General features: G+C 68.4%; 13 protein-coding genes. 6 read left to right on the top strand and 7 right to left on the bottom strand.

Annotated elements, in window-relative coordinates; genetic code table 11:
- Positions 1-20 precede the first annotated feature (20 nt).
- The 3 genes from IE198_RS33000 to IE198_RS33010 form a co-directional block, all read right to left on the bottom strand.
- Positions 21-707: a TetR/AcrR family transcriptional regulator gene (locus tag IE198_RS33000; protein WP_189893380.1), complete on the bottom strand. Its 687-nt coding sequence runs from the start codon at positions 705-707 to the stop codon at positions 21-23.
- A 183-nt stretch (positions 708-890) separates the two neighbouring features.
- Positions 891-1055: a hypothetical protein gene (locus tag IE198_RS33005; RefSeq protein WP_189893382.1), complete on the bottom strand. Its 165-nt coding sequence runs from the start codon at positions 1053-1055 to the stop codon at positions 891-893.
- Between the two features lie 201 nt (positions 1056-1256).
- The gene (locus IE198_RS33010; protein ID WP_189893384.1) at positions 1257-1775 is read right to left on the bottom strand and encodes an MFS transporter; all 519 of its coding nucleotides are present in this window, start codon (positions 1773-1775) and stop codon (positions 1257-1259) included.
- Between the two features lie 412 nt (positions 1776-2187).
- Between IE198_RS33010 and IE198_RS33015 the strand changes: the two genes are divergently transcribed.
- The gene (locus tag IE198_RS33015) at positions 2188-2835 is read left to right on the top strand and encodes an NsdA family TPR-like regulatory protein (RefSeq protein WP_189893386.1); all 648 of its coding nucleotides are present in this window, start codon (positions 2188-2190) and stop codon (positions 2833-2835) included.
- An 11-nt stretch (positions 2836-2846) separates the two neighbouring features.
- Here IE198_RS33015 and IE198_RS33020 read toward each other — a convergent pair whose 3' ends face one another.
- Entirely contained in the window at positions 2847-2990 is a 144-nt protein-coding gene (locus IE198_RS33020; protein ID WP_189893388.1) for a hypothetical protein, read from the bottom strand.
- 169 nt (positions 2991-3159) lie between these two features.
- Between IE198_RS33020 and IE198_RS33025 the strand changes: the two genes are divergently transcribed.
- The gene (locus IE198_RS33025; RefSeq protein ID WP_189893390.1) at positions 3160-5643 is read left to right on the top strand and encodes a DUF3710 domain-containing protein; all 2484 of its coding nucleotides are present in this window, start codon (positions 3160-3162) and stop codon (positions 5641-5643) included.
- A gap of 376 nt (positions 5644-6019) precedes the next feature.
- On the opposite strand, the gene IE198_RS33030 is transcribed toward IE198_RS33025, so the two are convergent.
- On the bottom strand, positions 6020-6604 hold the full coding sequence (locus IE198_RS33030) for a site-specific integrase (RefSeq protein WP_229834757.1): 585 nt from the start codon (positions 6602-6604) through the stop codon (positions 6020-6022).
- Between the two features lie 415 nt (positions 6605-7019).
- On the opposite strand from IE198_RS33030, the gene IE198_RS33035 reads away from it, so the two are divergent.
- Complete coding sequence (locus IE198_RS33035) at positions 7020-7616, top strand: dihydrofolate reductase family protein (RefSeq protein WP_189893392.1); 597 nt, start codon at positions 7020-7022, stop codon at positions 7614-7616.
- Between the two features lie 397 nt (positions 7617-8013).
- Complete coding sequence (locus tag IE198_RS33040; RefSeq protein WP_189893394.1) at positions 8014-8526, top strand: hypothetical protein; 513 nt, start codon at positions 8014-8016, stop codon at positions 8524-8526.
- Between the two features lie 485 nt (positions 8527-9011).
- On the opposite strand, the gene IE198_RS33045 is transcribed toward IE198_RS33040, so the two are convergent.
- Positions 9012-10373: a helix-turn-helix domain-containing protein gene (locus tag IE198_RS33045; protein WP_189893396.1), complete on the bottom strand. Its 1362-nt coding sequence runs from the start codon at positions 10371-10373 to the stop codon at positions 9012-9014.
- A gap of 166 nt (positions 10374-10539) precedes the next feature.
- Here IE198_RS33045 and IE198_RS33050 point away from each other — a divergent pair, with 166 nt between their 5' ends.
- Positions 10540-10776 carry a hypothetical protein gene (locus IE198_RS33050; protein WP_189893398.1) on the top strand — a complete coding sequence of 79 codons (237 nt, stop codon included), beginning with the start codon at positions 10540-10542 and terminating at the stop codon, positions 10774-10776.
- Between the two features lie 56 nt (positions 10777-10832).
- Here the strand turns inward: IE198_RS33050 and IE198_RS36250 are convergent, their stop codons facing one another.
- Positions 10833-10967, bottom strand: coding sequence for a hypothetical protein (locus tag IE198_RS36250; RefSeq protein WP_268246522.1), 135 nt, complete (start codon positions 10965-10967; stop codon positions 10833-10835).
- 349 nt (positions 10968-11316) lie between these two features.
- On the opposite strand from IE198_RS36250, the gene IE198_RS33055 reads away from it, so the two are divergent.
- Positions 11317-11571: a hypothetical protein gene (locus tag IE198_RS33055; protein WP_229834759.1), complete on the top strand. Its 255-nt coding sequence runs from the start codon at positions 11317-11319 to the stop codon at positions 11569-11571.
- Positions 11572-12503: the final 932 nt, after the last annotated feature.

Raw genomic sequence — 12503 nt, forward strand, 5'->3', positions numbered from 1 at the left:
ATGCCGGTGAGCCGGGCCCGTCATGCCCGCTCGCCAGGAGTCCCGGCCCGGGCGAGCAGGCCGTCGACGATCGCCAACAGACCCTGGCGGTGGGTGTCCCTGGCGGTGATCTCGTCCCACTGTCCGGCGAGGGAGGCGAGCCGGGGGAAGTCCTCCGGCGTCAGGGCGGCGAACGCCTTGTCGCGGTGCGGCGGGCGCTCGAGCCCGGCGTGGTGCTGCTCGCGATTGACCCGGATGGTCAGTTCACCGGCGGTGTAGTACCAGATGACGCGGTAGGCGTAGACGGCCTCCTCGGGGCTGAGCCCGCACTCGATCGCGGCGTCGATCATGTTCTCCACGATCCACAGCGCGGAGACGGCCATCAGGTCGTCGGAGGCGAGGACCTCCACGATCCACGGGCACTCGGCGAGGATGTCGTGCAGCACCTGGCTCGCGGCGATCAGACGCTCCCGTGGCTCGGTGGGAAGCTCCGGGCGCGGGAACTGCTCGGCGTGGCGCTCCAGGAGAAGGAGCAGGAGCTCGTCCTTGTCGAGCACGTGGTGGTAGAGCGCCATCGCCGTGCTGGACAGCTCCTGGGCCAGCCGGCGCATCGACAGTTTCTCCGGTCCGTCCTCGTTCAGGATCCGTTCCGCTGCCGTGAGGATGGCCTCCTGGGACAGGCGGGGCGGACGACCGGTTCTGCCGGTGCGTCGGGTTCGAGGCGTCATCCCTGTCTTCCTGTTGCTGTGGTCGTGTCCTGCGGGGTGCGTCCTGGAGAGCGGACGCGGCGGCCCGCGCAGGAGGTCGGCTGCTGATGACCGCCGCGCTCGCACGAACTCACCCCCGATGCCGGGCGGCCTGCGGCGCCGACGTCATCATGCCCGGTCCGTCGAGCGGGGCTTCCGTCATCCTCAGTATCGTCTGCGGCAGGTGACGGCGATACGGTCCGCGGTGCCTTTGGGCGGCAGCGTGGCCGCCATGGTGGGGACACGGGACGGCACACGGCCCCGGGTGACGTCGTGCACGGCGACCGAGGCCATCGTCCCCAACAGCCCCTCGACATCCACGCAGTGCATCGAAACGCTCCGCCGCCCGGCACGACCGTCGGTCCTTCGAACACCTCGTGCCCCTCGGCCCCTCCAGACGCAGACAGTAGGCCTGCTGCCACAACTCCTCGGGGACGATGCGGTGGACGGCCGCGGGACGTGCCGGGAGCGGCCAGGGCGGCCGCGATGGGAACGCGGAGCATTCCTGCGGACGTCCGGCCGCCCCTGGGATCAGCCCCGCCGGCCCCTCTCCGCGGGTGATCCCTCGCCGCTCACGATGTCGGGGCGGTCGTGGTCGAGGGGCACGCGGTCCGCGTCGACACCGCGCGGCCGTTGGGCCCCGGCTTCCTGGCGTGCCGCGGGGCCCTGCCCCACCCCCTGCTCCGGGCTCCGGCGGGGCAGCACGAACACCGCGACGAGAACGGCGAACAACAGCAGCGCGCCGTTGGCGGCGAACACCATGCCGTAACCGGCGGTCAGCCGCTCGTCGAGGGAGTCGGAGACGGGAGCGCTGTCCGTGCTCGCCGGCGCGATCGCGCTCATCGCGGCGAGACCGATGCTGCCGCCGATCTGCCGCGCGCTGTTGAGCAGGCCGGACGCCATGCCGGCCTCGCTGGGTGCGACCCCGGCCGTCGCCGCGCCCGCGATCGGGACCAGGAGCGGTCCGATGCCGAAGCTGGTCACCAGCGACGGCCCCAGGACATCGGCCCAGAAGTTGCCGCTCCCGCTGATCCGGCTGAACCAGAACATGCCCCAGGGCACCCATGATCCCACCCACGATCAGCAGTTGGCGGGCCTTGAACAGGGCGAGCAGCCTGACCGCGTACAGGGAGCCCACGACCAGGCCCAGGCAGAACGGCAGGAACGCCAGGCCGGCACTGAGCGCGCCCATTCCGAGGACGTTCTGGAGGTAGAGCGAGACGAAGTAGAACGAGGTGAAGATCGTGATGGAGACCATCATCATGTAGATGTTCGACCCGGACACCCACCGGTTGCCGAGCAGCTTGAGCCGCAGGAGCGGTTCGCGTGCGTAGGTGCCCTCGTAGACGAAGAAGCCGACCAGCAGGACCGCCGCGACGGCGAAGGAACCCGAAAGAAGCGCTCTACCTGGCCAGGATGGCGAACGACAGCGCCACGGAGATGCGCGTGGAACTCGCTGGCCATGCTCGCCCACCAGCGCAAGGAACACGGCCAGGCCGTCGATGCCGCCTACGCCGCACAGGCCACAGGCATTACTCGCCGGGACCGGCTGTTCGCCTCCCTCGCCCACGCCCGAACAGCCGTCGGACATGCAAACCGAGGAGATCGGCAGGCCGCCTTGCGTTCCCTCGGATTCGCCGAAGACCTCATGGGCAAGGCGGACCCGGAGATGCCCCGGCCACCATGGATCGCGTTCTACGGCTACGCCGAGCTGTATGCACTGGGCACGATCGTGCGCCATCGGCTCGGGGACGCCGCAGAGGCGGAGGCCGTCTCCCACCGCGCCCTGGCCGTCCTTCCGGATCAGTTCCGCCGCAACAGGGCACTGGCCACCGCACGACTCGCGCTCGCGCAGTTGCACCAGGGCGACTCAGAGCAAGCGTGCGACACAGCAGCCAAGGTGTTCGACATGATGGCCGGCGCTCCGCTGCCTGGCCGAATGAGGTCGCTGATCGGCGACTTCTACCGCGACCTGCTCACTCTCGCGCCGGATGCTGCAGTAGCGCGAGAGCCCGCGCCCTCGTCGGCCGTCTGCTACCGGGCTGGCGCGGCGGGGCTGCTATCGGCAGAGGCGGGGGAGGAGCCCCGCCTCTCCGATGGACCGGAATGACCGCAGCTGTGTCACTTCATGAGGAAGTGCAGCACGCTGATGACGGCCACTCCGACGAGGAGAGCGACGCCAACCGCGGGGTGGAGGAAGGCGATGTACGTGGCGCCAGCGCCGGCCAGCAGCATCACCGTAGTGCGGGTGTCCAGCTCGTTCATCAGCGGCTCCTTGTCCCTCTTCTTGGTGGTCCGTGGTGCGGTGAGGAGACTGTGCTGCTCGGTTGGGTAGTTCAGGCCCGTCCTGGCCGTTGCCGCAGGTAAGGTCCGGAAAACAGCGGTGTTGTCCCGGGACGGATGGACAACCGGCAGGGGCGGCGCAGGGGGAGATGTGACGGCGCGCAGGCAGGGCGGCAGGCCCTGGGGGCCGATCAGGGCCGAGACTGCGGAGGCAGCGGAACTTGCGCGCTTCTTACGTGCGCAGGTCGACGCAAGCGGCAAGACCTTGGCGACGCTTGCCGGCCAGGTCCATGTCTCCAAGTCCCAGATAAGCGAGCGGCTGGCTGGGAAGGTCCCGGACCGGCAGTTCGTGACCGCCCTGATTCGCGTGACAGTGCCCGAGCCACGACTACGCGTGCACCGACTCCAACAAGCCGAGAAGCTACTGCAGGCAGCGGCTGACCCCTCGCCTCGCAAACGGCCCGCTCCGATGCCTGTCTCAGCTCTGGAACTCGCTGAAGTACGAGCCCAGCAGGTCGAGATCTACGACCGGCTCACCCGCTCTCTGGAACAGCAGAACCAGCTTCGAGAGGCCGCCGGAAACTCCGCCAAGCTCGTCATGGTCCTCCTCACGATGATCAACAAGCTGGAGCAGCGGATCAGCAACCTGACCGACGAACGCAACAACCTCCGCTCCACCCACGTAGACCCCGCGGCTCTTCGGCGCACCCAGCGACAACTCGCCCGGGCCCAGGAGCAGGAACAGCGCGCCGGACTGGAACTCCAGCGCGCCCAGGAAAAGCAGCGCCAGGCCGAAGACCTTGCCGCCCGAGTCCAGGCGCGGGTCGACGAGCTCACGGACGAACTTGACCGACTCCGCGCGAACGACGGCACCACGGATACCAGCGGCGGCACTGCGCGCTGCACAGACGAGGCAGCCACCGAGCCAGCGTCACCGGCCGTCATGGACCCGGTAGGTGACGACATCGACTTGGCTCTGGCTCGGGCCTCCGTGGTCAACGATCAGGACGACCAGGTGCTGCAGAGCATCACGGATGATCTCACCCAAGGCTCCGGCACCGCGTCGGAGGTTGTCCCGGACAACCGGGCGGACAACCCCGCACCCACCATCGTCACCATGGACAACCTTCGCGACCTGTGGGCCACCGCCCACGTTGCAGCAGAAGGAGGCGACTACCGGGAAGCCCTGCGGCTGTACACAACTCTCCACACCACCTCGACTCAGGTGCTGGGTCCGGAGCACCCCGACACCCTCTCCGCCCGGCTCAACCTGGCTCACTGGCGGGGGAAGGCGGGGGATGCGGCCGGTACCGCGGCCGCGCTTGCAGAACTGCTTCCCGTCTGTGAGCGGGTGCTGGGCTCCGAGCACACCAACACCCTCACCAACCGGCACAACCTGGCCCGCTGGCGGGGGGAGGCGGGGGATGCGGCCGGTGCCGCGGCCGCGTTTACGGAGCTGCTTCCCGTCTATGAGCGGGTGCTGGGTCCGGAGCACCCCCACACCCTCATCACCCGGCTCAGCCTGGCCCGCTGGCGGGGGGAGGCGGGGGATGCGGCCGGTACCGCGGCCGCCCTTTCAGAGCTGCTTCCCGTCTGTGAGCGGGTTCTGGGCCGGGAGCACCCCGACACGCTCTCCGCCCGGCTCAGCCTGGCCCACTGGCGGGGGGAGGCGGGGGATGCGGCCGGTGCCGCGGCCGCGCTTGCGGAGCTGCTTCCGGTGCGTGAGCGGGTGCTGGGTCCGGAGCACCCCCACACCCTCATCACCCGGCACAGCCTGGCCGACTGGCAGGGTAGGGCAGGAGATGCTGCCGGTGCCGCCGCCGCGCTTGCGGAGCTGCTTCCCCTCTGTGAGCGGGTGCTGGGTCCGGAGCACCCCGACACCCTCACCGCCCGGCACAACGCGGCCCGCTGGAAAATGGCTGCGCGTGGACAGCAGCTCCCGAGGGACAACCCCCTTCGACCTCCGACCTCCGCCGAGGTCGGAGGTCAAATAGCCGACCAACCGGTGCGAGGTGAGTTCACCGTCGTGCAGGATGCCTTCGGGGAGACGCAGGCGCTGGCACCCGAGCGTCCAAAGGGGCCGTGGGACAGCCGTGAGCTGCTGGCTCCCCAGAGAGCACTGGCGCATCTGGACCTGGGTGGACTGCTGGTTCCCAATCGTGCCGGCATGAGGCTGACTGTGGCGATGACAGGAGACGCCATTGATGCGGTGAACGTCCTGCTGTCGCAGGGAACCATTGGTTTAGCCGCCATGGCGACGATTCAGCCGGTGTGGGATGCCATCCGCACGGAACTCGCCGACGGCATCGTCCAAGCGGGCGGTTCAGCGGCCGAGGTGGAGGGAACGCTGGGCTGGGAGTTGCGCGTGCACCTGACCGCCGGTGCCAGAGTGGCCACCCGCTTCGTCGGAGCCGATGGCCCCGGTTGGTTCCTGCGAGGAGCGATCACGGGGGAAGAGCCGGACATCTACAGTGCGGTGTTCGACCGATTCTTCCGGGACACGGTTGTAGTGCGGGGCGACCGAGGACTGGCCGACCGAGCAGCTATCTCTCTGACCCTCCCGTCCGACACGGTTCTGGAGAATGGGGTCCTGAATGTGTCCGCGAACAGCGCGGACAGCTCTGTGGCCAGCTGACTTCCCCCGCCACCGGCAGCTCGGACGCTGCGGCCTCTGACCGGGCTCCCAGCGCCTTCGCCTTCGTCACCGTGTGGAGCCCGGATAAGCTCCCCATATCCGGAGCCCAAAGCCAGCTCGTCTCCGGCGACCGCGTTGGGTCATACCAGACAGTCGGGTGACAGTCGTACCGGTCGTCACGGTGGAAGTGTCGTTCTTGGCAACTCGAACCTGGGCGGAGGCCCATGGTGACGTGTCGGCCCAGCCATCGACCGGCGATCGATATCCAGGGTGTCAACCCGATGATGCAGGTCAGCACCGGGCAAGCAGTAAAGGCAAGTTAGGCAAGTTGTTCGCGCACAGCTCGACGGGCCTTGGTACTGGTGGGCTCGCGTATTCAACTGTCACCAGTTCTCCGAGGGGTCCAGCCTGGTGGTGACCGCCAGTGGTCCCCAGAGGCGTATCGGCTCCAGGTGCCTCCGGCTTCGGAGGCCAGCTTGGCCGTGGTGACCCGGTGATAGCTCAGAGCCTCCGCGACGACCGGGGCGGGCATCTCCAGCACGTGCTGCCGGATCGCGGCGGTGCGACCGGCGGTGGTGGGGATGCCAATGTCGTTGAGGAGCGCTGCCAGAACGTCGGGGTGGATCGGTTGCCCGGCTCGGCGGCCCGGGAACAGCCACCGACAGGCGTGGTTGGCCGCGGTGTTCATGTTGTCCCGGCTGTCGATCCAGCGGAACAGGAGTTCCGCGAGCGGTTCGGGAACGGGGGACGGCGGCTCGCCGAGCCGGAGGAGGGTCTGCTGATCGGTGCGCGTGACGTCGTCCAGAGTGAGGCGGACGACGCGGCTGAGCGGCTGGGCGTAAAGCAGGACAATGCTCCCAGCAACCCGGACTCGCAGAGACAGGCTCGGATCGTTGAGAAGGCGGCCGATCAGCTCCAGGCGCTCGGCCTGCGGCATCGGTGCCGCCCGGCTGATCTGCACTGGAGGCAGTCGGAAGGGCCGGGTGAGCTTGCTGGCCGAACACCACAGCAGCCAGGTGCCGGGGACCAGTTCGGATATCTGGACCTCCGTCTTCGGGCATCAGAGGCCTGGTCTCCGGCACCACGAGCCAGTACGGCGCGAACGAATCGTCTTTCACTTCGGCGCCTTCGGCGCTCCGTGGCCGCCTCCTTCTCATGAGAACGGCGATTGGCTCTGTCCACTTCAAGCAACAGCGCTTGTCGGCTGGTGAAGGCAGCAGCTGGTTCCCGGTGCGTGCGGATGTCCACGAGATATTCGACGGCACGGTGCTCGCGCAGTCGGTCCGGTGCGATGATCAATAAGCGGCTTCGCATTCCGGCGCCATCCGGCGGCCACGGGCCGCACCGCGGGAGCGGACCGACGGAAGGAACCCGGCGTGCGCAGACTCGTCCACTACATCGCCACCACTCTCGATGGCTTCATCGCGGGCCCGGACGGCGCGGACCCCACCGGTCCGAACGGCTTCTGGACCATACCGGAGGACTACATCCAGCACCTCGTGGCCGAGTACCCGGAGACCCTGCCCGTCCAGGCCCGACAGGCACTGTCCGTCACAGCGACAGGCACGCACTTCGACACCGTGCTCGAAGGCCGACGCAGCTACGAGATCGGTCTGGCGGCCGGGATCACCGACGCCTATCCCCACCTGCGTCACCTGGTATTTTCCCGGACCCTGACCGAGAGGCCGGACCCGCCCGTCGAACTCGTCGCCGACGACCCGGTGGCGACCGTGCGGGAGCTCAAGCAGCAGGACGGCAAAGACATCTGGCTGCTCGGCGGCGCCGAGCTGGCCGGCTCCCTGTATGCCGAAATCGACACGCTGATCCTCAAGGTCGCCCCGCTCACCATCGGCGACGGGATCCCTCTGTTCTCCCGCAAGGCTGCCTTCGACCCGCGCACCTGGACACTCACCGACCACACCGTCCTCAAGAGCGGCGCGGTAATCCTCACCTACACACGCGACCACAGCTGACGCTCCAGGCAGCGGCGCAGCATGAGGCCGGGCGCGGGCGCGCTCGTGGGGTCGCGCTCACGCGGCCTGACCGCCCGCGATGCCGCCGATCCGAACCGCGTCCATCACCCACCACATGACAAGCCGCTAGCCGGTTTCTTCAGCGAGCGCCTTGAGGCCGCCCAAGGTGGCTTCCATGTTGGCGGGGAGCTCGGCAAGCCGGAAACCCGTGCCCTGGGGTTGGCTCCCATCCATGGCTGGCAGGACGCGGTAGAGGAACCTCCTCTCCGCGCCTCGTATTCATGGGTCGCACGTTCGCACCCGCATCCGACACCTGAAAGAGGATATGCCAATGGCACCGTCCACCATGACCCGTACCCGAGCTCTGCGTCTCGCCGGCACCGTACTTACGTGTGCCGTGACCGCCGGAACGCTGGCCAGCTGCGGCTCCAGCAGCACGCAGAACGCCCCGTCGTCCTCTGCTCCCGCACCGGCGCCCAAGTCGCCGTCCAGCGACCCGGACCAGGCCGTCAAGGACAAGGTCTTGTCCGCCTACACCAATATGCGCGAGATCCAGATCAAGATGGCCAGCGACGGAGACCTGCACACCCAGGACCTGGCTAGATACGCCGGGGGGGACGCAGCGACCGACCTGAAGAAGTCCGTCCTGCGCAACCGGTCCGCGAACATCAAGTTCACCGGCCGGCCCGGGATGAGCCCCACGGTCACCGCCGTCGACACCAAGAGCAAGACCGCCACGGTCTCCGACTGTTTCGACGCGACCAACTGGAAGCCCGTCTACAAGGACTCCGGAAAGACCGTCGAGCTGCCTGAGCAGCGCCTGAAGTACCCGGTCACGTCCCAAGCCACGCTGGAGGGCGACACATGGCTCATCACGAAGGTCACCGCAGACCGAACGAAGGGCTGCTGACCCGCGCTGCCCGCGACTGGGCGTCGTCGCCGTCCTGGTCGCCCTGCTGCCCGCCGACCTGGCCTACGCCGATGGTCATGACGGAGATTGCTCCGACGTGGACGTCTGCATCGACGCGGGTAGGGACGGCAAGCCGGGGCGCCCTCGGCCAGGCACGGAATACCAGCTCGGTCCGGCCCTCGCCCCGATCCGGGTGAGCACGTCGCCGACGATGTACCGCCCGGCGACTATCAGGGTGAGCAGGGACGTCACGACCGAGATCAGAGCGGTCGTGCCCCATGAGGGCATCCAGTCAGGCATGGACGCGATTGTGCTGGGTGCACGCCGAGGTCACCGAACAGATGGGGCGCACGCAACAGCTGCACGCCCCTGCCTGTAGTCCGTCGCCCGGAGTCGTGACAACGGGCTGCGTCCAAGAACCGATCGGTTGTTGGACAACGCTGGTAGGGGCAGTAAGCAGGGGGCCGAGTACCGCCGCGGGCCGCTCACATCATGGGGTAGTAGCCGTACGTATCCTCGTCGCCGGACTCGCTGAGATCGATGCCGTCTGCGGTCGCAGCGCGCGCAATCAAGGGAGGGAAGACGAAGAGCAACATGAGGAGGCCGCTCACCACGAGCGATACGCCGGTGAAGGTCGCGCGGCGGGCATCCTCCAGTTGGAACATGCCGGCGCCGAAAAGCCCGTAAGCGGCCAGGAGGCTGCCGAGGGCTGCCAGGTGTAAGAGCGTGCTGTTGCCCGAGGGCTCGGGGGCCGGCTTCAGGGGGGCGGGTGGTGCAGCCGCCTGGTTCTCGCTGGGACGGGATCGGGATGTTGCGCCCTGGGCAACATGGGGGTGGCCTTCAGCTTGGAGGGCAGTCGCAGCGCCGACTGAGGTGAGCGCCTGTTCGGGGCTGTCATCGGGCTGCTGGTCCAGGACGCTCTCAATGGCCTGGCGGGCCTGGGCGAGCAGCGCGTCTTCGTCGTCTCGGCGTTGCTGCTCTGCCTCGGCCGCCGCGAGTTCCACCTGCAGGCCCACCAGCTCCTCGCGCAGTTGGGCCAGTTCCAGGCGTGCCCGGTCGCGCTCCTGCCGCACGGCCGTCACGTCCTGGGCCGATCGCTCAAGTTCGAGCTGCAGGGCCTGAAGCTCGGCCTCCTGCCGGCGCAGCTCTTCCCGGATACCTGCTTCCTCCTGCCGGCTGCGCCGCAGTTGTTCCTCGTGCTCACTGCGCGCCTGCCGCAGCAGCTCCTGGAACTCCGCGCGGTCGGCCTGGCGGGCCTGCTGCTCTTCTCGGAGACGGGCCGTGAGGCGATCAACGGCTTCCTGGTGTCGCCGCTCCTGGTCGCGCAGCGCCTCCTCGGTGGCGGCGTGGGCTCCCTTGGTCGACTCGTGTTCGCACTCGAGTGCCTCGTACGCGGTCTGTAGCTGCCGGCGCTCGGCGGTCAGGCTCTCGCAGCGGGTCTGGAGCTGCTGGCAGTGGAGGGCGGTCTCCTCGTAGGCGTCGGCCTTCTCCAGGCGGTCCGCGAACTGGGGATGGGCCTCTGCGAGCGCGGCGGTGTGCAGACGCAGTAACTGGGCCCGGACCTCGTCGGTCACCTCACACACCTGGACGAGCGTCTCCACCGTGGAGCGGTCCATGATCCGTTCCCCCGACAGGAACTTCGACAGCAGGGAGGGGCTGACGTTCAGCTGCGCGGCGATGGCCTTGCTGGTCCGACCGCTGGTGGTGACGAGGGCTCTGAGCTGCCGTACGAGCGCCAGTTTCCGGGGTCGTCCCTCGAACGGCTTCGATTTCAGCTGCCCCAGCCCTCTGCGTGCCGGCACTGCCTGGCCGTCGCCGCCGGTTCCCTCGTCGGCAACGTTCGCCATGGTCATCCCTCCAATTGACAGTCAAGGAAAGAAGATCGTTCCCCTTGGCGCACCCACCTGCCGGGCCGTCACTCTCAAGACGTCACGCCCCCCCCGGGACCCCCTGGGCCCAGCGCTAGAAGCGGCGTGGCGTCCACAAGTCCTCTATGTGCCAAGGAGCACCATCATGCCGAGCCGTCCCGCCCCCCGTGGCCCGTTTCCTGTTGATCTGGTCGTCTTTCTGGCGACCCTGGTCACCGGCTGCATCCTCGTCCTCGTCGGCCACGTGACCCCTCAGGCATTGGCCGGCTACACCACCGCTCTGGCCGGCCTCTACGCCGCCTGGCACCACCGCCCCACACGCCAGCCCTCACAGCCGACCCCACCCGAGACAGACGAGACTCCCGCCACGCGCAGCCGGTGATCTGCGCTCCGGGAGCCAGGAGGCGAATTGGTTGATGGACAAGCCCCGCGGCATCACTACGCGCCGTCCGGAGCAGGGAGCTTGACCCCCCTGGCCCGCGAGACCCAGTGGATGCGCTGGCGCGGCGGCAGCAGGCTGTAGTCCAGGGTGCGTAGCCCTGATCCCTCGGTCAGGTGCCACGGGGCAATCATCCACAGACCGTCACGGCCGGGGACCGGTTCGACCGGGCAGCCGGTCAGCGACAGGCTCCTGCTGGCCGATCGCGCCCTGTTGCGGTGGTGCTGGCCCGGCGTCGGCCGGTACCTCGGCGAGTGGGTCGGCAGCGAAGCTCCGCTGGGGCCTGTCGGTCGACGAGGCGGAGCGAAGACGTGGAGGCCTTCGGGGAGGTCTGCGAGACCACGGTCGTGATCTCCACGCCCGCTCCAGGACCGGGCGCCCGGACAGCCGCTACAGCGGAGTCATCGCGCCCGCCGGGTCCTATCCGACGCCGCAGCCCGCAAGGGCAAACACGGCGGCCGACCTCCGGTCATCACCGAGGACATGCTCGACACCGTGCTGCGGCGCCGGGCGAAAGGCAAGTCCGTCGAGCAGATCCAGCCCGACCTGATCATCCGCACCGGCAAACGCAAGGGACAGAATCCCTCCGTCGCCAGCATCTACCGCGCCCTCGCCGAGCACGCCCACCGCGAGTCCTACCCCGAAGCCGTCGAACAGGCCCACGCCGACTTCGCCGCCCTGAACAGCGGAGAGGTTCCCGAGCCCTGCACCGAAGCAGAGGCCCTGAAGTCACGCTGAGCTACCTGTCCTCTCGCCGCGCTATACGAGAACAGGGCCGGTACATGTCGCTGGCGGCGCACGGGTTGCCCTGTCGGGGCAACCCGTGCGCCCGGGTTCCTCACGGTTAGAGCCACGCTCCGCCGCGGGCAGGTCCTTCCGGACCGGTGATCTTCGGCGCAGGCGGTCGTATCTGCGGAGCCTGCGCCTGTTGGGCCGCGCCCCGATGCCGCGCGGCTTCTTCGGCCTGTTGCCGTTGTGGAGTCAGCCCGGCGCGGCGCTCGACTTCCTGGGCCGCCTGCTGGATAACAGCCGCCGGCGGAACGACTGCTCGAACCGTTCCCGCGGGGCGACGTCGCCACGCCGTTCGGTTCGGCAGATACTGGTGCGGAGCCTTCACCGCTGGCCGACGCCGATCAGCAGGGCGAGCGCCATGGTTACGCCCCCGGCGGCGCCGATGGCGCCGACCAGGTCTCCCTTGGAAGGGGCGCCGGCGTGGTTGCGCGCGGTGTACTTGAAGACACAGACCCCAAGCCTTATCTAGGGCTCTAACGCACTTCACACAGGTCAGACAGGACGATCTGACTTCAGGCAAGTTAGGCAAGTAGGACTCGGGAAGTGTTTCGACCGAAACACTTCCGGGACTCCCGCTCGAGGGCGTATCTACGAAGTGGTTCGGCCGAACCACTTCCTGGATGCCCGTTCGACCCTGACGGACAGCGCCTCTGTCGCGGCTGCACGGCTGCGTGGGGGCTGGGGCTGGAGGCCAGCAGCCAAGGAGAGACGAAAAGCCACTGCGCTGACTGAGTGAGCGACTGCGCGCCGAGGCCGTTTCTTTTGGATCGATGCTCGTATCCCGGCGACACCCTAGTCAACTTTGACTAGAGTGTCGGCATGACTGAGAAGACCATCCCGCTCCTGCCCTGCCATGCGATCCAGCCGGTGGTCGACTT

Origin of the sequence: Streptomyces xantholiticus (assembly GCF_014651015.1) — a bacterium.
Taxonomy (GTDB): domain Bacteria; phylum Actinomycetota; class Actinomycetes; order Streptomycetales; family Streptomycetaceae; genus Streptomyces; species Streptomyces xantholiticus.